This is a genomic window from Oceanospirillum multiglobuliferum (assembly GCF_900167095.1).
Taxonomy (GTDB): Bacteria; Pseudomonadota; Gammaproteobacteria; order Pseudomonadales; family Halomonadaceae; genus Oceanospirillum; species Oceanospirillum multiglobuliferum.
Genome location: NZ_FUXG01000006.1, coordinates 135,519 through 161,423, shown reverse-complemented (window position 1 = coordinate 161,423; position 25,905 = coordinate 135,519). Strand labels below are relative to the sequence as shown.

Sequence of the window (25,905 nt, the reverse complement as noted above, 5' to 3'; positions counted from 1 at the left end):
TAACAAATTTTGAATTGATTCGAGTTTGCTTACCTTGATAATCTTGTGACTTTCCAAGACCATCGAAGCAAGCGCCCACACGAATTATCTGATTGAATTTTTAAAGAGCAATTTAGTTAATCGAAGGAGAGACAGAATCTCGATCACTTCGCTCAACTGAGGCTGCGTATTCTACAGAACCGAACCTCGTATTGTCAACCACTTTTTTCAACTTTCTTTTCAGTGATCATTTCGAAAACTTAAAGAAAACAAGCGGTTACACAAGCTGCCGAACATCTCTGCCTGACAACGAGGGCGAATTATACGCACCTCTGAGCACTAAGCAACTGTTTTATTGAACTTTTGTAGTTTTATTTCAAAACTAGGTGAGTCGGGCTTATTGCTGCTTTATATAGCAACTGTATTTCTAGGTTGGTCAGCACGCTTACTTCCCTATAAAATCATTCCAAGCTCTTTGTTATTCAGGTTATGACCATGTCTCAAGGTACACTCTATATTATTTCTGCCCCTTCCGGAGCAGGTAAGTCTAGTCTGGTTTCTGCTTTACTAAGCCAAACCGACGATATTAAAGTTTCAGTGTCTCATACGACTCGCGCAGCAAGACCCGGTGAAGTCGACGGCATCAACTACAACTTTGTTTCGATGGAACAGTTCAAGAATTTAGTAACGGACAATGCTTTTCTTGAACACGCTGAAGTATTTGGCAATTGTTATGGCACTTCTAAGCTATGGCTTGACGACCAGCTAAATGCTGGTACAGACATTATTCTAGAAATTGATTGGCAGGGTGCGCAGCAAGTACGCAAGCTGATGCCTAATGCTGTTGGCATTTTCATCCTACCGCCAAGCCAAGCAGCACTACAGAAACGCCTAGATAGCCGTGGCCAAGATTCAGCTGAAATTATTGCGGGCAGGATGGCTGAAGCTGTCAGCGAAATGTCACATTATAATGAGTATGATTATGTGATTATCAATGATCAATTTGAGCAAGCTTTAGGTGAAATGCGCGCGGTTATTATTGCACAGCGGCAAAAGCTAGCCATTCAACAAGCCCGACATGCTAAACTATTGGCTGATCTCTTGTCAGAGAATCAATGAATTCAGTAAACTGGGCGATTCTTTGCTGATTGTAAATTTAATTTGGGGATTCCAAATGGCACGCGTAACTGTTGAAGACTGTCTTGATAATGTAGAAAACCGCTTTGAACTGGTGATGGTTGCCAGCAAACGTGCGCACCAACTTAGCACTGGCGGCAAAGATCCTCTAGTACCTTGGGAAAATGATAAGCCAACGGTTGTTGCCCTACGTGAGATTGCTGAAGGCCATATCACTAGCAAGCTGCTACGTGACTCTACGGCAATTGGTCGTGAACACCAGGGCGAAAACTAGGAGATAACTTTATATGTCGGCACTTTTTCCATTTCAGCCCTTGAACGCTAAGGAGTAACCGTGTCGACAATTGAAGATCTTATTGATCGTATGCGCGGCTATTTAGAGCCTGAAGAAGTTCAGCAGGTTCGTCGCGCATACTATTTTGCAGAGCAAGCCCATGATGGGCAGCGCCGTCGTAGCGGTGAACATTATGTAACTCACCCTCTGGCTGTTGCCACTATTCTTGCCAATATGCACATGGACCATCACAGCTTGATGGCTGCTATGCTGCATGATGTGATTGAAGATACTCCGGTCACGAAAGAGGCTTTAGCCAAACAATTTGGTGATACCGTTGCAGATCTTGTTGATGGTGTTTCAAAGCTGACACAAATTCACTTTGAAGACAAAGCCTTAGCACAAGCTGAAAACTTCCAGAAAATGGCTTTGGCCATGGCACGTGATATTCGTGTAATTTTGGTTAAGCTTGCTGACCGCTTGCACAATATGCGCACACTCGGCGCACTGCGCCCGGATAAAAAGCGCCGCATTGCACGTGAAACTCTTGATATTTACGCCCCTATTGCTGGACGCTTGGGTATTAATACCATTCGAACAGAGCTAGAGGATTTAGGCTTTGCGGGTATGCACCCGATGCGCTACGAGCGCTTAAAACGAGCGGTACAAAGTGGAAAGGGAAATCGTAAGCAGGTTATTCGTGAGATTCAGCAAGCTTTACAGGCTTGCCTTGAAACGGATGAGCTGCCTGGCAAAGTGATTGGCCGTGAGAAACATTTGCTCAGCCTTTATCGAAAAATGAAAGAACGCCGCAAATCATTCTCCGACATTATGGATGTTTACGGTTTTCGCATTGTGACCGATAAGGTAGACAGCTGTTACCGAATCCTTGGCGCCATTCACAATCTGTACAAACCGATTCCGGGACGTTTCAAAGACTATATCGCAATTCCAAAGGCTAACGGCTATCAATCTTTGCACACCTCTTTGATTGGTATGAACGGCCTGCCAATTGAAGTACAAATTCGTACCCGAGAGATGGAGTCGATGGCCAATAACGGTATCGCTGCTCATTGGTTGTACAAAAAATCAAGCCGACAGAAAGAACCTAGCTCTGGAATGACAGGCGCAAGCCATGCCCGCGCACGTCAATGGGTTAAAGGTCTGCTAGAGATGCAGCAGCGCGCTGGAGACTCTCTTGAATTTATCGAGAACGTAAAGCTCGATTTGTTCCCAGATGAGGTTTATGTCTTCACCCCTAAAGGTGCGATTATGGAGATGCCGTCTGGAGCAACTCCCGTTGATTTTGCCTACGCAGTACACACCGATGTAGGCAATAGCTGCGTGGCAGCACGTATCAATCGCCGTCTATCACCTCTAAGCACCGTATTAGAAAGTGGCCAATCTGTTGAAATTATTACAGCACCCAGTGCAAGACCCAGCTTGGCATGGCTAAGCTTTGTGACTACCGCCAAAGCACGTAGCGCTATTCGCCACTATGTTAAAAGCCAGCATCGTACTGAGTCTGTGTCACTAGGTAAACGTCTACTGAATAAAGCCTTGGATAATTACGGTAAGCAATATGATGATATTGCAAAACCTAACATACAGGCGTTATTGACCGAGTTCCAATATCAGAATGAGCAGGATCTGCTTGAAGCCATAGGTCTTGGAAATCGTGTCGCCTTCGGGATTGCTCGTGCATTGATCAATGAGAGTGAAACAAGCGAAACACCTCTAGAAAACGAATCCTCTAACAGTAAGCTAGCGATTAGTGGCACAGAAGGTATGGTGATCTCTTACGCGCGCTGCTGTCACCCTATTCCAGGTGATCCCGTACTGGGTCATATCAGCAGTGGTCGAGGTATTGTGATCCATATGGACAATTGTCGAAATATTGCTGAATTACGTAATGATAGCGACCGTTGTATTGCATTGGAATGGACTGAAAGCGTTAAGGGAGACTTCACCGTTGTATTGCGGGTTGAAGCAGAGCATCAAAAAGGCTTTATTGCTGAACTGGCAAGTTTGATAACCGAAGCAGACGCCAATATTGAAAAGATCACCACGGAAGAACGCGATGCCAAGGTCGTGATGGTGAATATTGAGCTAGGCGTACAAAATCGCGTCCATCTGGCACGAGTAATGCGTCGTATGCGCTCATTAAGCAATATCAGCCGACTGGTACGTGCGCGTCGTTAAACAACGTTAACTACTCATCTAAAATAATTTAATAATAAGCATAATAAGGAAACAATCATGAGCAATAAAGCTGTGATTCATACTGACTTAGCACCTGCAGCCATTGGTACTTACTCTCAAGCTGTAAAAGCAGGCAATACTATTTATATGTCTGGCCAAATTCCTCTTGATCCAGTGTCAATGACCATTGTTGAGGGCGGCTTTGAAGCTCAGGCAGAACAAGTATTCAAAAATCTATCCGCAGTGATTAAAGCTGCAGGCGCGGAACTGTCAGATGTAGTTAAGTTAAATATCTATTTAACTGACTTAAGCAATTTCCCGCTGGTGAACGAGGTAATGGGTCGCCATTTTCAACAGCCTTACCCTGCTCGCGCGGCCGTTGGTATTAGTGAGCTACCAAAAGGCTCGTTAATTGAAGTAGAAGGCGTTGCAGTACTGAGCTAAGCCCTGTTAGTCATTAACTTATATAATCAGGGTAACTTGTATACAAGGCACCCTGATTTTGACAACAATTGTTACGACTGCGCCTTAATCGCTGCGAGAGCAGGCGCATAACCTTCACGGTAAGTTGGGTATTGAAAGATATAGCCTGTCGCTAACAAGCGCTGATTTAAGCAGCATTTACTAGCTCGACGCTTGGTCGGTGCCTCTACAATCTCTGTTGGTGTTACTTCTAGCTCATCAGCCATCCAGCGCATCACTTCATAAATAGGCACCGAACCTTTGTCGGTTGCCAAATAAAGTGAGTCGATGGCTTCTTCTGCATGATCCATTACCAGCAAGTGATTGATAACCCCTGCACAATCTTCGCTGTGAATACGGTTGGAGTACATCACAGGTACTTCAGGCGCGATGCGACCTTGCTTAACCTGTCGAATCAATAAGTCTCGCCCTGGACCATAAATACCAGAAAAGCGCAAAACCGTATGGCTGAAGACCGAATTTCTAAGCGCCTCTTCAGCTTCTAACATTATGCGTCCCGCAAAACCTTGTGGTTGCGTGGGTGTATTCTCGTCGACTGTTTCACCTTCATTTTGCCCATAAACGCTGGTACTGGAGACAAAAAAGATACGCTTGGGTTGAATACGCTGCTCAGTTAACCAAGTCAGCATATTACGTACACCATCGGCATAGGCCGCCTGATAAGAGGCTTCGGTAAAACCTCCTGCGGCAACCGAGTAAACGATGTAATCAGGTTGAAGAGTAAGATCAAACCATGAGTTCAAGTCAGATACGTCCAAACGCAAGGCCTGTACACCATCTGGCAGTGCCGCCACACTACGACGTGCGCCAAACACTTGATAACCCCTAGCAACAAGTCCGACTGCTGTTCTGCTGCCAATATCGCCACAACCGACGATTAAAATCTGCTGATCTGCCATCTTTCTTATCTCGCTGCTAATCTCTATTATCATGAGTCATTCAATCTGCCACAGCTTGCGGCAACATACGACAACAATATTGTATACATTCCGTATGGAGCTTTTATGTCTGCTTTGACCGATGCCAGCCTACAAAAACCTGTGACCGAGTTAAAAGGTGTTGGGGCTGCGCTTGCGGCTAAGCTCGACAAGCTAGGGATTAGCAGTATTGAAGATTTGCTGTTTCATTTACCCGCGCGTTATCAAGACCGAACCCGTGTTACCCCTATTGGCGCGATACGTCGTGGTGATGAGGTAGTTGTCGTTGGACAGGTGATGTTGGCCGATGTGGTAAAAGGTCAACGGCGCGCACTTATTGTACGGCTACAAGATGGTACTGGCTCTATCAGTCTAAGGTTTTTCCATTTTAACGCTGCACAACAAAACCAATTTAAAAATGGGCTATGGGTACGCTGTTATGGTGAGGCTCGCCCTGGAGCCAACGGTTTAGAGTTGTATCACCCCGAATATAGAATTGTAAAACCTGACCAACCTTTAACCGTTGAAGACTATCTGACCCCTGTTTACCCATTAGCTGAAGGTTTGACTCAAAACCGAATGCGCCAGTTGATTGATCTGGCTTTAGCGCAGTTGAAAAACACCACTGTTACCGATTGGTTACCCTCAGCGCTATTTCCTCACTTACCCTCGCTGAAAGACTCTTTATTACTACTGCATCAACCTCCACCTGATGCGCCTGTCTATGAACTGCAAGAATATAAGCACCCTAGTCAGCACCGTTTAATTATGGAGGAGTTGATCGCGCAGCAGCTCAGTCTTTTAAAGCTGCGCCAACAACATCAAGCCCACCTTGCGCCTATTTTCCAAGTATCGGGCTCATTACAGCAGCAGCTTTTAGATCAACTACCTTTCCCGCTAACTGGGGCGCAAGGGCGTGTGATCAGCGAGATTCAAAGAGATATGGCGCTTGCTAAACCGATGCTACGTTTAGTGCAAGGCGATGTTGGTGCTGGTAAAACCCTTGTTGCCGCCGTGGCGGCGCTTACAGCTATTGAAGCGGGTTATCAAGTAGCGGTGATGGCACCAACAGAAATTCTGGCCGAACAGCACTTTAATAATTTTACTCAGTGGTTAACACCGCTAGGACTTGAAACCGCTTGGCTAGCGGGCAAACTAAAAGGCAAAGCGCGACAAAAACAGCTTGATCAAATTGCCAATGGTGCAGCAATGGTGGTGGGTACTCATGCACTATTTCAAGAGCAGGTACAGTTTCAACGCTTAGGACTAGCCATTATTGATGAGCAGCATCGCTTTGGCGTACACCAGCGTTTAAGTCTGAGAGAAAAGGGGCGGATGGGTGATCAGTATCCTCATCAATTGATTATGACCGCAACCCCGATTCCTCGTACCTTAGCAATGAGCGCCTATGCTGATCTTGATACCTCAATAATTGATGAGCTACCACCGGGGCGCACTCCTATTGAAACTGTTGCGCTGGCTGATAGTCGCCGTGACGAAGTGATTCAACGTATCGCCCATGCCTGTCAACAAGGAAAGCAGGCTTACTGGGTCTGCACCTTGATTGAAGACTCTGAAACTTTACAGTGCCAAGCAGCAGAAACCACTTTTGCCGACTTACAACTTCGACTAAAAGAGCTCCAAATAGGATTAGTACATGGCCGTATGAAGCCCAAAGAAAAAGCAGATATTATGGCTCAGTTCAAAGCCAATAAATTACAGCTCTTAGTGGCTACCACGGTAATAGAGGTAGGCGTTGATGTACCCAATGCCACAATGATGGTAATTGAAAATCCTGAGCGACTTGGCCTGTCGCAGTTACACCAGTTAAGAGGGCGCGTAGGACGAGGCGCACAACAAAGCTACTGCGTATTGCTTTACCACACGCCATTATCTCGCAATGGTAAAGCACGCATTAGCGTTATGAGAGAAACCCAAGATGGTTTTTGCATTGCGGAAAAGGATTTAGAGCTACGTGGCCCCGGTGAAGTGCTAGGTACAAAACAAACCGGACTCGCTCAGATGAAAATTGCTGATCTAGTACGAGATCAATACTTGCTAGAGATGGTCAATCAAGCCGCGAACAAACTGATTCAGCACTACCCTGAACACTTAGAGCCTATTGTTGAGCGATGGCTGGGCGGTGCAGAGCAATATGCTCAGGTATAATTTTAATACATCTTAAAAAACATGTTGTTAGATCAAACTATAATAAAAACTTTTAGGTATACTTAGGCCAGTTTTTTTGCCGGAGAGTGTCATGTCTGCTCAGGAAATTGTTAATGTGCTAATGGACTGCATCAAGCAGGGTGTGTCAATTGATGCTTATCCTGAACTATTGAAGCGCCACTTAGTACCACGCAATCAGGCTACGGCTAAGCAACTGGTGCGCTCGTCTATATTAGAAGATCGCAACGGTGTTCGATATCTATTTGCATTTCCTGCCCACTGCATGCTGGACTTGAAACTGTATCAAGATTACAGAGCGATCACTCCAGAGCAAAAAAGCTTAGTTTTAAGGCGCTATCACTTACGCTCCGTACCTGCACTGCCCAATACCATTGCTTACAATCTCATTGTTGATCAACGCTGTTTTGACAATGAACAGCTTTTTACAGAGTCGGGTGACCCACAGTGGCTACTAGAATTCAGTGCAGAGGAATATAGAGCACTGCTAACAGCAGAAGGCAGTAATAGTAAGATTGAAGCTTTTAGCATCCCATTGCTTGCCATTCGTCCGAATATGACCGCAGTTGATCAAGATGAAAATGAGATCAAATCGGCAATTGAGACTATTACTTCTCGACGTATTCGCACACGTTTAGCTGAAAATATCGCTATTCCGCCACTACCTTTAAGTGCGCACAATATTATCCAGCTGCGTAATAACGACAACTCAGATGCAGATGAACTGGCAAAAATTGTTGAGGCAGATCCAAGTTTAGCCTCTCAAGTAATCAGTTGGGCTAACTCACCTTATTATGGATTGCCAGGGCAGATTCAATCTATTCAAGATGCCGTGATCCGTGTTTTAGGCTTTGATCTAACGATGAACCTATCTTTAGGTCTATCTCTAGGTAAAAATCTAAAAATGCCAAGTGATGGGATATTTGGCTACCAAAACTACTGGCGTGAGTCGGTACTAAAAGCTTTATTGATGGAAAAACTAATCCGGAAAATACCTGCACAACATCGACCACTAGCAGGTTTGTCTTATCTTTCAGGTTTAGTACATAATTTTGGCTATTTAGTGATTGCAGAGGTGTTCCCACCTTACTTCTCGCTATATTGCCGCTATCAAGAAGCAAACCCACATGTACCCGCCATGTATATTGAACGCTTTTTGTTTGGTATTACCCGAGAGCAGATTGCAAGTTTTCTGTTTCATTCATGGGGAATTCCTGAAGAAGTCTGTAGCGCCGTGCGCCATCTGCATAATGCTGCTTATGAAGGCTCACACTATACTTACGCCAATATGCTGTATGTGGTTGACCAGCTGGTGCAAAGTGACGGGGAAATTAAGCTAGGCAAACTACCCGAATCATTGCTGGGTCGATTGCATATTGACCGCCAAGCGATTCAAGAAGCCATTGATAGTGTCAGTGATTTTGCGGAAGAGCTTAACTTTTTAGCCGATATGTTGAACAAAAACAAAAAGCCGGATTAAACCGGCTTTTTGCAACTCTATGGTGACTAAGTAAGCCAGTACTTAGTTGTCCACAGCATCTTTCAACTTCTTACCCACTTTAAAGCCAACTGTTTTGCTTGCCGCTATATCCATCGGCTCACCAGTTTGAGGATTCTTACCTTTACGCGCACTACGCTCACGTACTGAGAATGTGCCAAAACCAATCAAAGAAACCGTGTCACCTTTTGCAACTGCCGCAGTGATCTCTTCCAAAATAGCATTCAGTGCCAAATTTGCTTTATCTTTCGACAACTCCGCTTTTGCTGCGATAGCTGCGGCTAATTCAGGCTTACGCATCTGCGTTTTCCTCTTTATTATGACTGTTAAAATCCGTATGACTGGGCTTATTTAAGCAGTCAACATTAGGGGATGCAAAGGTTTTTTAGGGCTTGTGCTAGAATCCGCGCTTGTCTTTAAAGAATCATCACCGAGGTTAGATTTGAATCGTCAGGATGCCACGCATAGATCGGTTTGGAATAGTCTGCATTGGGCAAGGCCGCAGATGCCTAATCAAACCTTACCCAATGCACAATGGTATGACTGGTTGATGGACCCTAGCTCCTTAACTCGTCGATTACAGCAGGCTAGTAACGGCCATTTTCAGGTCGAATTATTAAACCAGGCCATTGTTAAACCGGCACTCAATGAAGCGGCTCTATTGGGTTTACATAGCCAAGCTTATGCCCTTGTGCGCCAAGTCTGTTTACGCGGTCATGATCAGCCTTGGGTTTTTGCACGGACAGTTATTCCTTTATCCACCTTGGCAGCGGGTAATCGCTATTTATTGAAACTTGGTAACCGATCATTAGGCTCAGTGCTATTTCGCCATGCCCATACTCATAGAGCACCAATTGAAATTACCTATGATCGACGCCGACAAGAGGGCTTTCAGGCTACATCTATTGGCGCTACCCTACCTCATTTTTGGTGGGGTCGACGCTCTGTGTTTCAGATTAAGCATGCGCCTTTGCTTGTCAGTGAGTTTTTCCTAGATGATTTTCAGCGCAGTCTAGCGCTACCGACAGAAACACCACTTGCTTCCAATCACTCGCCTTCTTTATTTGTGGCACAGTAGAGGTTTATTTAATGTCAGCTTCAGCCTCTTTCAAGCAGATCAAAAAGCAACTACCACTCTATCTACAATTGATGCGAGTCGACCGCCCTATTGGTACTTATCTATTGTTATGGCCAACATTATGGGCTTTGTGGATTGCTGCAGAGGGCTTTCCTAAATGGGATGTTCTGCTGATTTTTATTTTAGGCGTGATCGTCATGCGGGCTGCGGGCTGTGTGATTAATGATTATGCTGACCGTAACTTTGACGGCAAAGTAGAACGCACTAGAAACCGCCCATTAGCCACTGGCGCAGTGAGTGCAAAAGAAGCGTTAACACTCTTTTTTATACTCTGCTTCATAGCTTTTTTATTGGTTCTACTAACCAACTCACTGACCATTATGCTCTCTTTCGGCGGCGTACTTTTAGCCGCTTTATATCCTTTTATGAAGCGTTATACACACCTGCCTCAAGTGGTATTAGGTGCTGCTTTTTCTTGGGCTATTCCAATGGCCTATGCAGCACAAACTGGAACAGTGCCAATTGAAGCTTGGTTGCTGTTCTGCGCAAATTTATTATGGACTGTCGCTTACGATACTCAGTATGCGATGGTTGATCGTAATGATGATGTCAAAATCGGCATTAAATCAACTGCAATTTTATTTGGTGAACTTGACCGCCATATCATCATATTACTGCAAGCACTTGCGGTTACAGCACTGTTAATTGTCGCTATTAACAAATCACTGGGACTATTATTTTATTTTGGACTAGCTGTAGCTATTGCTCTATTCATCTATCAAGGGCGCTTAACTTGGCAGCGTGAGCGCCAAGCCTGTTTCCAAGCTTTTTTAAACAATCACTGGGCAGGCTTATTCATCCTGATCGGAATTATTGCAGACTATACTCTTTTCTAAGATGTCATCTTATTGTCATATTTACTGAGTCTAATAATGCCATAATTGATGATTCAACCGAACTGACGGGATAGAGCAATGACAGGAAAAACTGTCCTGATTGTAGATGATGAAGCTCCAATCCGGGAAATGATCGCCGTAGCACTAGAGATGGCAGACTATACATGCTTAGAGGCTGAGAATGCTCAGCAGGCTCATGCTTTGGTAATAGACAAACGCCCAGATTTGATTCTACTTGATTGGATGATGCCAGGGACTAGTGGTGTAGAGCTGGCGCGTCGTTTGAAAAGAGATCCAGTCACAGCGGAAACACCTGTGATTATGTTAACGGCAAAAGGCGAGGAAGATAATAAAGTACAAGGTTTAGAAGCAGGTGCGGATGATTATATCACCAAGCCCTTCTCTCCTCGTGAATTGGTGGCACGCCTTAAAGCGGTATTACGTCGTACCACACCTAAAGGTATTGAAGACCCTGTAGAAGTAGATGGCTTATTGCTAGATCCAGCCAGCCACCGTGTCACCTCAATGGATGAACCTTTGGATGTCGGGCCTACAGAGTTTCGCTTGTTGCAGTTTTTTATGACCCACCAAGAACGTGCTTATACTCGTAATCAGTTGTTAGACCAAGTATGGGGCGGCAACGTTTATGTAGAAGAGCGTACAGTGGATGTACATATCCGTCGCCTACGTAAAGCTTTAGGCGAGAAACATGAACATCTGATTCAGACTGTACGTGGCACCGGATATCGTTTTTCGACAAAGGTGTAACCGTGAAGCCTATCTGGCAAACTGAATTTACCCGCGTAAGTTATATCATCGTCATCGCGGCTTTTGTTGGCTGGTGGTCAGGCTCTATCGCCTGGCCTATCATTTTTGTGCTGGCTTACTATTTAGTACAAGCTGCGCGCTTTATGCTGGCACTTGATAACTGGCTTGATAAAAATCCTAATGACCCTACACCTGAAAGCAAAGGCATTAGAGGTTATTTATTTGACAAAATATACCACCATCAGAAACGCCAACAGGCCAGTCAGCAGCGTTTAAAAGATGTCATAGACAAAGTACAGCGTTCAAGCGGTGCTTTACGTGATGCAGTTGTCATGATTGATCAATCCGGTGGTTTAGAATGGTGGAATAAAGCCTCTGAGTCGTTATTAGGCTTTCGCTCCCCTAGCGATAAAGGCCAAGTGATTACGAACCTGCTGCGTGACCCTCGCTTTATCAGCTACTACGAGCGCCAAGCTTACCAAGAGCCTTTGTCACTGACCTCCCCTGTCGATGACAACATCACACTTGAGTATCAAATCACAATTTTTGGCCGTAATGAGCGCTTGATGCTAGTCAGAGACATTACGCGACTGCATCGCTTGGAACAGATGCGTAAGGACTTTGTTGCGAACGTTTCCCATGAATTACGTACCCCACTGACGGTAATCAACGGCTACTTAGAGACCTTTGCTGACTATAGCGATCAATTGCCACCACGTTGGAGTCGAGCAACACAGCAGATGCAACAGCAATCACGCCGAATGCAAAATATCATCAATGATCTATTGCTACTCTCTCGTTTAGAAACCACTGATATTGAAGGTCAGCAGCAAACGATTGATATTGAAAAGATGATGACAAGTATCCGCCAAGATGCTTTGTTACTCAGTAGTGAGAAAAAACATCTGATCAAAATTGAGAATAACTGCACGGCTGCAATATTAGGTTCAGAAAATGAGCTACGCAGTGCATTTTCCAACCTTGTCTTCAACGCAGTAAAATATACACCTTCTGAGTCGACCATTCTCATGCGCTGGCAAGAAACGCCTATAGGTGCAACACTAACCGTAGAAGATAATGGTGAAGGTATTGATGCACGCCACCTCCCTAGATTAACTGAGCGTTTTTATCGCGTAGATAAAGGTCGTTCTGCTGATACAGGTGGAACAGGGCTAGGTTTGGCAATTGTGAAACATGTACTGTTACGTCACAACGCTAAACTAGAGATAAAAAGCATAAAAGGTGAGGGGTCGCAGTTTCATTGCCATTTCCCTCTCGCTCGCCTGAAGTTTCAGCAGGCCGATTATATACAACCACCTGCCTATACCGCCCCTGAGCTGGCTGATTTAGCTACTCAAACGAGCGATCAACTTAGATAGCATTTGTTGTGCTTTGGCATCCTGCTCAACAAAGCGGATGCCCACGTAAACCGCTTCTGCATCCACTCGTTTTTCTTGTGCCTGTAAAAATATCACTTTGCCTTTAGTTGTGAAGCGCATCTGATCGTCTCCTTGTCCTGCCAACAGGCCAACAGAAACAGCATCAAAGAGAGTTGGTATATTAGGTACTTCTTCACGTTTCAATACCAACACCACTTCCTGCGTGCTCAATTCACGAATTAAAGTAGGGGCTTGCTGTTCAGCAAACAGCAACATAGCTCGACCACGTACTTTTCTAGGGCCTGTATTAATGCCGTTACCTACAGCACTACCTGCTGTATTCATACCGATTTTGCTTGTTAATACATTGGCAGTACTGCCGCCACCTAGCATACGTGTACGTTTTTTCATCAGCTCTGCTAGTTCTTCGCGGGAGATCACCCCTTGCCGTAAGAACTGTTTAGTGACTTTATTCACCAACTGCTCATTATTAAACGGCTTAGTCACATAGTCTGTCACACCATGTTCAGCAGCTTGTAAGATATACTCTTTATCGCCCAAGCTTGTGACCATCACAAAAGGAATATCTTTATTACGACAGTCCTCTTGCTCACGCAACCATGTCAGTAACTCAATACCAGACATCTCTGGCATTTCCCAGTCACAGAGCACTAAGTCATAGCGGTTCTTGGTCAATAGTACCTGAGCCTTTCTGCCATCCTGTGCAGAATCAACCTCTAAGCCTGTATATTCAGACTTAACGGCTTTAATCATTAAGTCACGAGTAAACTTTGCGTCATCAACAACCAGTAAGCGAGCTGATTTCATAACTTTTTAGATATCCTTTACGCGGTTGATTGAACGATCTTCTATGGCAACGCTAGTAAGCGTTTCTGAGTATTGATGCACCCAAAGCCAAGTTGCGCCAGCCACAGCAGCTGGCATTAACAGTAAGTTAATGCCAGGAATTAACATGCACCAGTAAGCACTGAAGCCAAAACCAAAGGTATGCCACCACTTCTGTTTTAAACGTGCCTGCATGTCATGGAAGTTAATCTGATGGTTATCCATTGGGTAATCAATATATTGTACCGATAGCATCCAAATAGAAAAGAGCAACCATAGGATAGGGCTGAGTAAATTAAGGCCGGGAATAAAACTGATGATAATCAGTAGCAACACCCGTTTTAAGAAAAACCATTGCTTTTGTAGCTCACGGTGCAATGAGCGTTTTACCATTTGCCCAAGGGTCTCATCCGGAAACTGAACGATCTCTGCTCGTAGATGTTGCTCTACTTTTTCCGCTAATAAACCATTAAAAGGTGCTGCAATTAGGGCGGTTAGTGCATTGAAACCGTAGATAATAAAACCCAATGTACCTATTAACACCAAAGGCCAAATCAGCCATTCTAGAAATTGTAAATAGCTTGGTAAGCTCTGCACAAAGCTATCAAGCCAACTGTCAAACAGCTTAATACCAAACCATATGCAAAAGCCCAGCAGTAAGATATTGCTCAACAGCGGTACTAATACAAAGCGTTTTAAGCCGGGGGTAAAGATAATTCTTAAGCCTGCCAGCATCGCTAACGGGCCAGCAAATAAAGTGTTCATAACAACTCCTGAGAGTACTTGCTGAGTTCTTTAACACTAAAATGACGCGATCTTCAGCGTATCAAAAAATAGAGTCCTATATTGTAAGGTAATGCGGCGATGAAGCTCTAATAAAATATTTAAAGTACCTTTTTATGGTCATAAAAAAAGGGCGTAATCAACAACGCCCTTTTTTTAACTTACACCTTAATTTGATCAATTACGGTGTAAACGCTCTTCGATACTTTCCGGTGAAGAGTGACGTACATCCATACCTTTCACCAGATAAATAACATATTCAGAGATGTTGTTCGCATGATCACCAATACGCTCTAAAGACCGTAGAACCCAAATTACGTTCAATACGCGGCTGATTGAACGAGGATCTTCCATCATAAAGGTGACTAACGCACGCATCGCTGAACGGTATTCTAAATCAACAGACTTATCTTCCTGTGCTACAGAAAGCGCAAGCTCAGTATCAAAACGGGCAAATGCGGTCAATGCATCTTTCACCATATTACGCACATGGTTGCCTATGTGACGAGTTTCAATATAACCGCGAGGCGACTCACCCTCTTCGGCTAACTGAATTGCATGGCGTGCAATTTTAGAGGCTTCATCGCCGATACGCTCTAAATCAGATGTGGCGCGAGTAACGGCCATCACTAAACGTAGATCGCTTGCCGCTGGCTGACGACGTGCCAATATGCGCGTGCACTCTTCATCAATGCTGATCTGCATATCATTAATTGCACGGTCATTTACACGTACTTCTTCAGCAACGGCACTGTCGCCTTCAGTTAAAGCGTAAATTGCATCTTGTACCTGTTTCTCAACTAAGCCACCCATTGCTAATAAGTGGGTTTTCAAATCTTCCAGTTCATTATTGAACTGTTGAGAGATATGGTGGCTATGCGTATCTGTTGTGATTTCCATGGTTGTACCTCGTGATATTAAACCTAAAGCCATAACGTAAGTCTGTCAGTTTGCTTTAGCATTGCCAAAGCAAACTCTGTTGAATGCTCAGGCACAATCAACCATAGCGACCTGTAATATAGTCTTCGGTTTTCTTCTCTTTTGGATTGGTAAACAACATATCAGTGTTACCAAACTCAATCAGATTCCCCATGTACATGAAGGCGGTATAGTCAGATACACGCGCAGCCTGCTGCATGTTGTGGGTCACGATTACAATAGTGAAGCGATCTTTAAGCTCGTAGATTAATTCTTCAATTTTTAGCGTCGAGATTGGATCTAGTGCTGATGCTGGCTCATCCAATAACAAAACTTCAGGTTTTACCGCGATGGTACGCGCAATCACCAAACGCTGCTGCTGACCACCGGACATACCCAGCGCACTTTCATGTAGACGGTCTTTTACCTCGTCCCATAATGCAGCTGAACGCAGAGACCATTCAACCGCTTCGTCTAGTACGCGCTTGTTGTTAATACCCTGAATACGCAGGCCATAAGCAACGTTTTCGTAGATTGACTTAGGGAATGGGTTTGGTTTTTGAAATACCATGCCCACTTTACGACGTAGCTCAGCAACATCTACGTTCTTTTGGTAGATGTTTTGACCCTCCATATTGATCTCACCTGTGATGCTACAACCATCAACAAGATCGTTCATACGGTTAAAGCTACGTAATAACGTCGATTTACCGCAACCTGAAGGACCAATAAAAGCCGTTACACGCTGTTTTGGAATCGTCATATTGACATCAAAAAGCGCCTGCTTTTCACCGTAAAACAGGTTCATATTACGTACATCAATGCAGGTGGTCTCATTGTCTAGAGACAGCTCTTGCCCTGCACCACGATTCATGGCGCTGATATCAATGCCATGCGATTTTGAATCACTTTTAGTTTTTGCGTCTGTATTTTTCATTTCAGCTTGAGCTTCCATGGGAATACTCTCTTTAATTTGTTCTGAGTTCGTTGATAACAGTCTATCTGCGATTAAAGAAGGCTGCCGAAACTTTCGGCAGCACATCCCAGCAATACAACCGCTCTACATCTCTAATGACTTATACTTTTCACGCAGATGGTTACGAATCGCAACGGCACTCATATTCAAAAGCGCAATCACAATCACCAGAAGCAGTGCCGTGGCATAAACCAGAGGTCGTGCAGCTTCTACGTTTGGACTTTGGAAGCCAACATCATAGATATGGAAGCCTAAATGCATGAACTTCTGGTCTAAGTGAATAAATGGGTAGTTACCATCTAGCGGTAAGCTTGGCGCAAGTTTGACCACCCCCACTAGCATTAACGGTGCTACCTCACCCGCTGCACGAGCTACCGCCAAGATCACCCCTGTCATCATTGCAGGACTTGCCATAGGTAATACCACACGCCATAGGGTTTCAGCTTTGGTTGCACCTAAAGCCAAAGAACCTTCACGTACAGAGCGTGGAATCCGCGCTAAGCCTTCTTCTGTTGCTACAATCACCACTGGCACGGTTAATAGAGCAAGGGTAATTGAGGCCCACATTAAGCCTGGTGTTCCAAAGGTTGGAGCTGGCAGTGCTTCTGGGAAAAATAGATCATCAATATGACCGCCCAAGAAGTAAACAAAGAAGCCCAAACCAAATACGCCATACACAATAGAAGGTACGCCTGCCAAGTTATTCACCGCGATGCGGATCATGCGGGTGACAAAGCCTTGCTTAGCGTATTCACGCAGATAAACCGCTGCAATTACTCCAAATGGCGTCACCATTACAGACATCAGTAGTACCATCATGACCGTACCGAAAATAGCGGGGAAAATACCGCCTTCAGTATTAGCCTCACGTGGTTCATCCGTCATGAATTCCCATAGCTTCTCGCCATAAAACACAATCTTGTTACCCAAGTGCATCATGTTTGGCTGAAAAGCACGTACCACTTTGCTGACAGAGACTTCGATCTGTTGGCCGTCCATCGCTTGTGCGACAAAGCTATCACGGTTAGCTTCAACATAAAGATCACCCAGCTTTTGCTGTAGTACTTTATATTCAGCATCTAACACTCGACGTTCAGTTTGAATTTCGGTGATTGCTTGTGGTGTATCTTTGCCTTTCAGCTCTAAACTACGCTGTTTTAGGCGCAGACGCTCCATCGCATAGTTGATACGCCCAATTTCATGTTTCTCGATCTGATAGATCTCTTCATGAATGGTCAACGCACGCGCAATACGCTTTTCAAACTCAGGCCAAATGCTGTTTTCCCCCACTGCTTGCTGGGCAATAACCTGACCATCTTGCTTTACAGAAATAAGATAACCGTAAAAATTACCCCATTCACGACGCTCAACCGCCATTAATGCTTCTGGATAATCGGCATTCTCGATCTGATCTTTCAGCACCCAGCGAAAGTCAGTGCCGTAAACATCACGGTTACCAATTTTCACTAAATAGCGAGTAACTGTTTCCTGATCTGCCGGAATGGCAACACCTGAAGCCCGCACCTGCTCAGCAGGTACGGTTAAGCTATCGGTGAGCTCACCTGTAATGTGATGAAGACTACCATCAGCGGCACGTACATCAGCTTCAATGATAGAGGCAGGCCAAAAGTGGCCTAAACCTCGTACTGCAATCAAAGCCAGTAAGCCGATAACCATTACCACGCTGATTGCTACCGCACCCGCATTTAGCCACACCCAAGGTGAGCCAGTACGAGTCCAGCTGCCAAATGATTCACGCATAATTCCTTCCTTTTTCACCTTAGCCATTACAGCGCACCATATTTCTTACGCAGACGCTGACGAATTACCTCGGCAGCAGTGTTCACCACAAAGGTAAAGGTGAACAGCACGAAGGCGGCTAAGAACAATATGCGATAATGTGAGCTGCCCACTTCTGATTCAGGTACTTCCACCGCAATATTCGCGGCCAGTGTTCTCATACCTTCGAAGATATTGGCATCCATAATAGGTGTGTTGCCTGTGGCCATCAGTACGATCATGGTTTCACCTACAGCACGCCCCATACCAATCATCACCGCAGAGAAAATACCGGGGCTAGCCGTAGGTAGCACAACACGAGTAAGCGTTTGCCAAGGCGTTGCACCCAGCGCCAGCGAGCCATAACTCAAGTGTTTAGGCACCGCAAAGATCGCATCTTCAGTGATCGAGAAGATCGTTGGAATCACTGCAAAGCCCATCGCTAAACCTACTACCAACGCATTACGTTGATCGAAAGGAATGCCCAGATCATTGCTCAACCAGCTACGCATATCACTGTCGAAGAACATCGCTTCCATTGGCTGACTCATGCCAAGAGCAAACCAGCTGACCAATAGCACAACGGGAATCATCAAGGCAGCTTGCCAACCATCAGGCACCGCGTGGCGCACTTTGTCTGGCATCTGCGCCCAAGCAAAGCCGAAAGCCACCATACCAATAGGCAACAGGATCAATAAGGCAAAGATGCCGGGTAAGTTGTGTTCAACGAAAGGCGCTAAGAACAAACCTGCTAAGAAACCTAGAATTACCGTTGGTAGTGCTTCCATTAACTCAATGATCGGTTTGATCTTACGACGCATGGCAGGTGCCATGAAGTAGGCCGTAAAGATTGCACCACCAATAGCAAGAGGTGTTGCCACGATCATGGCGTAAAAAGCCGCTTTTAAAGTACCAAAGGCCAAAGGCATTAAACTGAACTTAGGCTCAAAATCATTGGTAGATGCTGAAGACTGCCAAGTGTACTGCGGCTCTTCATAGCTCTCGTACCAAACTTTCTGCCACAGCGCACTCCAAGACACCTCAGGGTGTTCGTTATGAACCGCAAAAGTCTGTACAACACCATCCACACGCTCAATTAGCAACACATCTGCACGAGGGCTAATAGTTGCGATGCGAGGCTGTATTTCCAAAATATTTTCGGTCAACATGGTGCGATGTGCAGTGGTACTAAAAATATCCAGCTCGCCCTTCGCATCAATCATCAAAAAGCCTTTACGGCGATGCTCAGGCAGCATCACAACTACAGGCGATGAGTCATGCTCAAAACTACGGATTTTTTTCAGCGCCCATTCACTTTGGTCATCACGTACCAAAAACCACTGAGATACCGCACCTGTCATATCACCGACCAATAGAGATATTCCACCCAACTGGAATTTGACATCAGCAATTGCGCTGTTCTTCTCAGTAACCTTTAAACGTGCATTCAATTTAGCGTTATCAGGATCACGTAGATCAACCACATCAACCTGACCTTGCTGACTGGCTAGGTACATCCAGCGCTGATCAGGAGCAATTAGGATGCTGTGTACTTTGCTGTCTAAAACAGGCAAAGTGATCTCACTGCGCACCAATGTGATCTCATCACCAAAAAGAGACTCCTCTTTAGCAAATTGAACTAAGTGTGCCTTTTTATCATTAGTCACCGCTGAAACAAGCAGATTCTGCTCTGCATTGTTCACAGCTAGTTTTTCAATTAAACCACCTGATTCACTGATTACCATTGGCTCAGAACCAAACGGGTACTCAACAGAAGGTGTAATAAGACGTTTATCACCAGGATAAGTCACACGATAGCGGTCACGAACAATCAATGCAGTGCCGTTAGATAGACCTAATGCTAAAATCGCAGAGCCTGGCCCCTCGCTTGCAACAGACACCAAGTCAACACCTTGTGGCAGCACCAATTGTTCACGCTTCACAACTTGACCGTCAGCCACATTGAAGAAGATAACCTCTCCAACATTGGTAATACGCATCGCAACTTCGCCTTGCTCCTCAACAGCAAGGTAAAGGGTTTTTGCATTATCAGGAGCAACCGTAGTTTTTGGCACCTGATATTCTGCAATAGGTTCAACACTTGCCGATTTGAATAGAGGTACAACCTCATACATCAGGTAGAGGAAGATCAGTAAAATCGCAACGATTACACTGATACCACCAACACCGACTCCAACTTCGGCGGCTTTGTCTTTATACGATCTGATCTTCCTGTGCATACGAAGTGCCGGAGTATCAAAATCGATCACTGGGGCGGATGAGCTATTCTGTTTCATAGCGGGAAAAATACTGCACTTATATGACAGTTGTATGACACCAGACAGGCGATAATAGAGACAGCAAAAAGGGTAGGCGAACGGCCCACCCTTTTTAGCTTGCTGTACATCCTTGTACGCTTATCTAGTACGGATTACTTGATATCTAGAGCTTGTAGAGTCTTTTCTACAACAGAGTGTGGCAGTGGGATGTAGCCATCTTTCACAACCACTTCCTGACCTTGCTTAGACATTACCATCTTGATGAATTCACGCTCAAGTGGCTGTAAAGGCTGGTTAGGCTTCTTGTTGATGTAAACGTACAGGAAGCGAGACAGTGGATACTTACCAGACACTGCGTTTTCTGGAGAAGCTTCAACAAAAGGCTGGCCCGCTTTTTTCGCTAACGGTATTGCACGAACACTAGAGGTTTTATAACCAATGCCCGAGTAACCAATTGCATTCACGGATGTACTAACAGACTGAACTACAGAAGCTGATCCAGGCTGCTCGTTTACACTGTTCTTAAAATCACCTTTACACAGCGCTTTACTCTTGAAGTAACCGTAAGTACCTGATACTGAGTTACGGCCAAACAGTTGCACGGTGCGATTCTGCCATGAGCCAGTTAAACCAATATCACCCCAAGTAGAGACATCTTGTGCCAATCCGCATTTACGAGTCGAAGAGAAGATTGCATCAACTTGGTCAATGCTCATACCTTGAATTGGGTTATCTTTGTGTACAAACACTGCAAGCGCATCAATCGCTACAGGTACAGCCACTGGCTTGTAACCATGTTTGTTTTCAAAGGCTTCCAGCTCTTTGTCTTTCATCTTACGGCTCATTGGGCCTAAGTTTGCTGTACCTTCGGTCAGAGCTGGTGGCGCTGTAGAAGAACCTGCGGCTTGAATTTGAATATTCACGTTTGGATAAGCACGCTTGTACTCTTCTGCCCATAACGTCATCAAGTTCGCTAAGGTATCAGAACCTACAGAAGATAGGTTACCAGACACACCACTTGATTTTTCATAAGTCGGTAGCTTTGGATCTAGTTCTGCAGCAGCATTGGCAATGCCTGCAGTCAAAGTACTTGCAGCTACAATAGAAACCGCTGCCATCATTTTATTCAGCTTCATCTTATCTCCTGAACATTTGGTCAGTTCGACTTGTCACTTCTGTGAATTATTACACTTACTTAATCAGTTGCTGGTTAATATAGGGGGGCTTTATGACAGTTATATGAATATGACGATTTTGATTCAGTCAATTTTTTGCTGCCTATCCTCTGCTATTCCCCCTACAATAGCGGTGAGGCCAATTGATGAATGGCGACAAGTCGTCTTTGACAGCTTATAGAACTGCAAAATAATCGCTATTTGCGTGCAATCAAACCAATAAGAAAAAATAATATGAGTAGCATTGATAATAATTTAGAAGATATTCCCTCACCCACTGGTGAACTGACCCTTAAGATCGCTGCAACTCCGCAAGATACTAATATTTATGGTGATATTGCGGGGGGCTGGTTAGTATCACAGATGGATCTAGCCGCAGAAATTAGCGCAGGCAAGCTTGCCAAAGGCCGTACTGCAACCGTTGCTATTAGCGAAATGGACTTTCTTTGCCCTATTCGTATAGGCTCTACCGTTTCAATCTACACCTTGATTGAAGATGTGGGTCATAGCTCAATGAATATTTTGGTCGAGGCTTGGATTCAGCCACCGTTTGAAGCAGATGAGCAAGAGTTATATAAAGTCTCTGAGGCTCGCTTTGTAATGGTCGCTATTGATGATAATGGCCGTATTCGCGCAGTACCTTCCACTGACTACTAGCCTTAAAGTGAAGTGAAGCAAATCAGAAGCTCGCTAGAAATCAGTTCTGAAAGCTAAAAAAGAGAGGTCGACTGACCTCTCTTTTACTTTATTGCCTATTCAATAATGTTATGCGCCCGTTTGAATACGACCATGCAGATAAGCGTATTCAGAAATTTTCTGATACTCATCTGCCAAGCTGCGGAAGTTCATGAACGAGTCATAGATACGACGGGTTAGATCGTCTTTCTTCGCTTCATCAAATACCACTTCGTCAGACAAACTACGTAGTTTACTGAACACTTCATCAGGCAGCTTACGCAACTCAGTGCCATGATCGGTAACCAACTCTTTCAATGCCAAAGCGTTGCGGTAAGTCAGTTCATCCATCATGTCTTGGTTTGCTGCGCGCGTGGCCACCATCACGATGTCTTGCAGATCAGCAGGCAGCGCTTCGAAGGCTTTCTGGTTAATCATGCCTTCTAGAACAGTACCTGGCTCATGCCAACCTGGGTAATAATAGTATTTCGCGGCTTTATAAAGGCCAAAGGCTTTGTCGTTATAAGGGCCAACCCACTCTGTTGCATCAATCGCACCAGTTTGAAGTGCTGTGAACAACTCAGAACCCGGCAGACTTACCGCTGTACCGCCTGCACGGTTGATTACTTCACCGCCTAGGCCTGGAATACGCATTTTCAGACCTTGCAGGTCTTTCATCGAGTTGATCTCTTTGTTGAACCAACCCGCCATCTGTACGCCTGTATTACCTACAGCTGTTGGGATCAAACCAAAGGGCGCATACACCTCTTTCCACAGTTCGATACCACCGCCGTAATAGATCCAGCTAGAGATCTCTTGCGCGTTCAAGCCAAAAGGTACGGCAGCAAAGAATTGTGCAGCTGCGGCTTTACCTTTCCAGTAATAAGAAGCGCCATGTCCCATTTGTGCAGTACCACTAGATACAGCATCAAAGACACCAAATGCAGGAACTAACTCACCTGCACCAAACACTTTAACTTCTAAACGACCACCACTCATTTTGGTGATTTTTTCAGCCAAACTATTAGCAGCTGTACCCAACCCTGGGAAATTCTTTGGCCAAGTGGTGACCATTTTCCATTTAATCGCTTCTTGCTTAACTGTTGCCTGCTGCTTTTCTGCACCAGACTCAGAACCAGTACAACCTGCTAGTACGGCACCTGCGGCACCAAGCCCTAGGGCGGTTACAAATTCACGACGCTTCATGCTAGGTAGCTCCTGTTGCGTATATTTCTTGTTGTATTTTAATCGCTTGATGTCTATCCGCGTCTGACACTATCAGATTTTTAGAGCGCATACACTATCTTGCTTGCTGATAAACAAATCTGCCTGTGAAGCATTTTTTACAGCGCTTCAAGTTTAGCAAAACCTGCCATCAACCACTTCTCACCTTCAGACTCGAAGGCCACCTGAATACGGGCTTTTGGCCCTTGACCCTCATAATTTAGTACAACACCCTCACCAAAAACAGCATGTTGTACTCTTTGCCCCACCATTAAGACTACTCCATCGCCACTATCAACAGGTTCAGTTTGTGCCCAACGGCTCGGCTGACGGTTGTAGCTGCTGCTAACAGGTCTTGAAACTTGGCCTCTCAGGCGCACTTCTTCCACTAACTCTGCTGGAATTTCACGCACAAAACGCGAAGGGCTGTTGTAGGTTTCTTTACCATGCAAGCGACGCATCTCTGCATAAGTGATATAGAGTTTTTGCATTGCACGGGTTACCCCTACATAACAAAGCCTCCGCTCTTCTTGTAACCGGCTCGGATCTTCCATCGACATTTTATGCGGGAATAATCCCTCTTCAACGCCAGCTAAAAATACCAGTGGAAACTCTAAGCCTTTTGCAGAGTGCAATGTCATCAGCTGCACAGCATCTTCATACTCATCTGCTTGTTGTTCGCCTGCGTCCAGTGCCGCTTCAGCCAAAAAGCTTTGTAGCAAACTGGCGGTATCAACCCCTTCGTCCTCATCCTCAAATCCGGTTTCAGTTTGAGGCTCTGGATTATAGCTGCGGGCAGCGGTGACAAGCTCTTCTAAGTTTTCTACTCGTGCTTGGCCCTTTTCGCCTTTCTCTTGTTGATGAAAAGGAATCAGACCTGAACGCTCAATCACATGATCTACCAGTTCATACAGTGGGAGTTCATGGGCTTGATCTTCAAGCTCGTCAATCAAACTCATAAAACCCATTAGCGCACCTACAGCACGAGCGGTCAGGAGCTTATTATTGATACTGTGAACCGCAGCCTCCCATAAGGAGCAGCCTTCATTGCGCGCCAGCTCTCGCATCAAGTCTAAGGTTTTGGCACCGATGCCACGTGTCGGCGTGTTAATCACTCGTTCGACCGCAGCATCATCATTTCGGTTCAGTATCAAGCGTAAATAAGCCAAAGCATTTTTAATCTCTAAACGCTCATAAAAGCGCTGACCGCCATAAATGCGATAAGGCATACCTGAACGTATGAGGGCTTCTTCTAACACCCGAGACTGTGCATTAGAGCGATATAAAACAGCCGCTTGACTACGGGCATTACCCTCTTGTACCCAGCGTTTGATACTATCGACGATAAAGCGAGCCTCATCTTGCTCATTGAACCCTGCATAAAGGGAGATCGGCTCACCTGAGTCGCCCTCTGTCCATAACGCTTTACCTAAGCGGTCATAATTGTTGGCAATCAGGCCGTTAGCCGCATCAAGAATGGTTTTGGTCGAGCGATAGTTCTGCTCCAAGCGCACCATCTTGCTGCCAGAAAAGTCTCGGTTGAACTGATGGATATTTTCAACCTTCGCACCTCGCCAGCCATAAATCGACTGATCGTCATCGCCCACAACGGTCAGGATATTATCGCCACTAGTCAGCAGACGCAGCCATGCATACTGCACTGTATTAGTGTCTTGAAACTCATCTACTAAAATATGACGGAAACGCTCTTGGTAGTGGCGTAATAGCAGGGGATTATCACGTAATAGTTCATGGGCACGTAGTAGAAGCTCACCAAAATCCACAAGACCAAGGCGCTGGCAGTGCTCTTCATACAGGCTATAAAGCTGATTCATCACTCGAAGATAAGGGTCACCCGTATCAGTGAAGTAGGTGGCTCGGCGACCTTCATCTTTCTGACCATTGATATAGCCCTGCACTTGCCTAGCGGGCCAGCGCTCATCATCAATATTGTGATCTTTCATTAGGCGTTTGATTAGACGCAACTGATCATCAGAGTCTAAAATTTGAAAGTGCTCTGGCAAACGTGCATCTTTCCAGTGTGTCCGTAATAAGCGATGGGCAATACCATGAAAGGTACCTACCCAAAATTGGCGCATGGGTAACCCAAGTAGAGCCTCTAACCGCGCTCGCATTTCTGCTGCTGCTTTATTGGTAAAGGTCACGGCCATAATGCTATGCGGTGAACAATGTTCAACTTGAATTAACCAGCCAATACGGTGGACTAAAACACGAGTTTTGCCGCTGCCAGCCCCTGCCAGTACAAGCAAGTGCTGTGAAGGTGCGGTAACCGCTTCACGCTGGGCATCATTAAGAGAGTCAATCAGGTGTGTAACGTCCATCATTTTCCAACTATTGCGCTGTAAGACTGAGGCGAAACTCTATCATAATATGTTACTGAAAACTGTCTCCTAGCTGTTCTTAGTCTGACAAGCATCTGCTATGGTAGGCC

At 45.1% G+C, this 25,905-nt stretch carries 22 protein-coding genes; 11 read left to right on the top strand and 11 right to left on the bottom strand.

The window, feature by feature from the left end; genetic code table 11:
• Positions 1–474 precede the first annotated feature (474 nt).
• The 4 genes from gmk to B5D26_RS06355 are packed head-to-tail and all read left to right on the top strand — an operon-like array spanning position 475 to position 4,036.
• Positions 475–1,098, top strand: a complete 624-nt coding sequence (gene gmk, locus B5D26_RS06370) for a guanylate kinase (RefSeq protein WP_200810624.1) — start codon at positions 475–477, stop codon at positions 1,096–1,098.
• Positions 1,099–1,153: 55 nt separating this feature from the next.
• The gene (gene rpoZ / locus B5D26_RS06365) at positions 1,154–1,390 is read left to right on the top strand and encodes a DNA-directed RNA polymerase subunit omega (RefSeq protein WP_078744892.1); all 237 of its coding nucleotides are present in this window, start codon (positions 1,154–1,156) and stop codon (positions 1,388–1,390) included.
• A 60-nt stretch (positions 1,391–1,450) separates the two neighbouring features.
• Positions 1,451–3,592 (top strand): bifunctional GTP diphosphokinase/guanosine-3',5'-bis pyrophosphate 3'-pyrophosphohydrolase, encoded by a 2,142-nt coding sequence (gene spoT / locus B5D26_RS06360; protein ID WP_078744891.1) that lies wholly within the window; start codon positions 1,451–1,453, stop codon positions 3,590–3,592.
• A 57-nt stretch (positions 3,593–3,649) separates the two neighbouring features.
• Entirely contained in the window at positions 3,650–4,036 is a 387-nt protein-coding gene (locus B5D26_RS06355; protein ID WP_078744890.1) for a RidA family protein, read from the top strand.
• Positions 4,037–4,107: 71 nt separating this feature from the next.
• On the opposite strand, the gene B5D26_RS06350 is transcribed toward B5D26_RS06355, so the two are convergent.
• The gene (locus B5D26_RS06350) at positions 4,108–4,974 is read right to left on the bottom strand and encodes an NAD-dependent epimerase/dehydratase family protein (protein ID WP_078744889.1); all 867 of its coding nucleotides are present in this window, start codon (positions 4,972–4,974) and stop codon (positions 4,108–4,110) included.
• A gap of 105 nt (positions 4,975–5,079) precedes the next feature.
• Here B5D26_RS06350 and recG point away from each other — a divergent pair, with 105 nt between their 5' ends.
• Together recG and B5D26_RS06340 are read left to right on the top strand one after the other, a co-directional pair.
• Complete coding sequence (recG, locus tag B5D26_RS06345) at positions 5,080–7,161, top strand: ATP-dependent DNA helicase RecG (RefSeq protein ID WP_078744888.1); 2,082 nt, start codon at positions 5,080–5,082, stop codon at positions 7,159–7,161.
• Between the two features lie 91 nt (positions 7,162–7,252).
• The gene (locus B5D26_RS06340; RefSeq protein WP_078744887.1) at positions 7,253–8,659 is read left to right on the top strand and encodes an HDOD domain-containing protein; all 1,407 of its coding nucleotides are present in this window, start codon (positions 7,253–7,255) and stop codon (positions 8,657–8,659) included.
• Positions 8,660–8,701: 42 nt separating this feature from the next.
• Here B5D26_RS06340 and B5D26_RS06335 read toward each other — a convergent pair whose 3' ends face one another.
• Positions 8,702–8,995: an HU family DNA-binding protein gene (locus B5D26_RS06335; protein ID WP_268808393.1), complete on the bottom strand. Its 294-nt coding sequence runs from the start codon at positions 8,993–8,995 to the stop codon at positions 8,702–8,704.
• Positions 8,996–9,182: 187 nt separating this feature from the next.
• On the opposite strand from B5D26_RS06335, the gene B5D26_RS06330 reads away from it, so the two are divergent.
• From B5D26_RS06330 to phoR, 4 genes are all read left to right on the top strand, one after another.
• The gene (locus tag B5D26_RS06330; RefSeq protein WP_078744885.1) at positions 9,183–9,755 is read left to right on the top strand and encodes a chorismate--pyruvate lyase family protein; all 573 of its coding nucleotides are present in this window, start codon (positions 9,183–9,185) and stop codon (positions 9,753–9,755) included.
• An 11-nt stretch (positions 9,756–9,766) separates the two neighbouring features.
• Positions 9,767–10,651, top strand: a complete 885-nt coding sequence (gene ubiA, locus B5D26_RS06325; RefSeq protein ID WP_078744884.1) for a 4-hydroxybenzoate octaprenyltransferase — start codon at positions 9,767–9,769, stop codon at positions 10,649–10,651.
• Between the two features lie 78 nt (positions 10,652–10,729).
• Positions 10,730–11,419, top strand: coding sequence for a phosphate regulon transcriptional regulator PhoB (gene phoB / locus B5D26_RS06320; RefSeq protein ID WP_078744883.1), 690 nt, complete (start codon positions 10,730–10,732; stop codon positions 11,417–11,419).
• A 2-nt stretch (positions 11,420–11,421) separates the two neighbouring features.
• Positions 11,422–12,798, top strand: a complete 1,377-nt coding sequence (phoR, locus tag B5D26_RS06315) for a phosphate regulon sensor histidine kinase PhoR (protein WP_078744882.1) — start codon at positions 11,422–11,424, stop codon at positions 12,796–12,798.
• On the opposite strand, the gene B5D26_RS06310 is transcribed toward phoR, so the two are convergent.
• The 7 genes from B5D26_RS06310 to B5D26_RS06280 all read right to left on the bottom strand — a co-directional run bounded on the left by B5D26_RS06310 (position 12,766) and on the right by B5D26_RS06280 (position 21,515).
• Positions 12,766–13,626 (bottom strand): response regulator, encoded by an 861-nt coding sequence (locus B5D26_RS06310; RefSeq protein ID WP_078744881.1) that lies wholly within the window; start codon positions 13,624–13,626, stop codon positions 12,766–12,768. The two genes, phoR and B5D26_RS06310, sit on opposite strands and share 33 nt — an antisense overlap.
• Before the next feature lie 6 nt (positions 13,627–13,632).
• Positions 13,633–14,409, bottom strand: coding sequence for a sulfate transporter CysZ (cysZ, locus tag B5D26_RS06305; RefSeq protein WP_078744880.1), 777 nt, complete (start codon positions 14,407–14,409; stop codon positions 13,633–13,635).
• 195 nt (positions 14,410–14,604) lie between these two features.
• Positions 14,605–15,327 (bottom strand): phosphate signaling complex protein PhoU, encoded by a 723-nt coding sequence (gene phoU / locus B5D26_RS06300; protein ID WP_078744879.1) that lies wholly within the window; start codon positions 15,325–15,327, stop codon positions 14,605–14,607.
• 97 nt (positions 15,328–15,424) lie between these two features.
• The gene (gene pstB, locus B5D26_RS06295; RefSeq protein WP_327196251.1) at positions 15,425–16,300 is read right to left on the bottom strand and encodes a phosphate ABC transporter ATP-binding protein PstB; all 876 of its coding nucleotides are present in this window, start codon (positions 16,298–16,300) and stop codon (positions 15,425–15,427) included.
• Positions 16,301–16,405: 105 nt separating this feature from the next.
• Positions 16,406–18,082, bottom strand: coding sequence for a phosphate ABC transporter permease PstA (pstA, locus tag B5D26_RS06290; RefSeq protein ID WP_078744902.1), 1,677 nt, complete (start codon positions 18,080–18,082; stop codon positions 16,406–16,408).
• Between the two features lie 26 nt (positions 18,083–18,108).
• Positions 18,109–20,340 (bottom strand): ABC transporter permease subunit, encoded by a 2,232-nt coding sequence (locus tag B5D26_RS06285; protein WP_234985203.1) that lies wholly within the window; start codon positions 20,338–20,340, stop codon positions 18,109–18,111.
• 191 nt (positions 20,341–20,531) lie between these two features.
• A complete protein-coding gene (locus tag B5D26_RS06280; RefSeq protein ID WP_078744877.1) occupies positions 20,532–21,515 on the bottom strand; it encodes a PstS family phosphate ABC transporter substrate-binding protein in 984 nt (327 codons plus the stop codon).
• Positions 21,516–21,788: 273 nt separating this feature from the next.
• Here B5D26_RS06280 and B5D26_RS06275 point away from each other — a divergent pair, with 273 nt between their 5' ends.
• Entirely contained in the window at positions 21,789–22,211 is a 423-nt protein-coding gene (locus tag B5D26_RS06275; protein ID WP_078744876.1) for an acyl-CoA thioesterase, read from the top strand.
• Positions 22,212–22,319: 108 nt separating this feature from the next.
• On the opposite strand, the gene B5D26_RS06270 is transcribed toward B5D26_RS06275, so the two are convergent.
• Positions 22,320–23,435: a TRAP transporter substrate-binding protein gene (locus B5D26_RS06270; RefSeq protein ID WP_078744875.1), complete on the bottom strand. Its 1,116-nt coding sequence runs from the start codon at positions 23,433–23,435 to the stop codon at positions 22,320–22,322.
• Between the two features lie 137 nt (positions 23,436–23,572).
• Complete coding sequence (uvrD, locus tag B5D26_RS06265) at positions 23,573–25,798, bottom strand: DNA helicase II (protein ID WP_078744874.1); 2,226 nt, start codon at positions 25,796–25,798, stop codon at positions 23,573–23,575.
• Between the last annotated feature and the right edge of the window lie 107 nt (positions 25,799–25,905).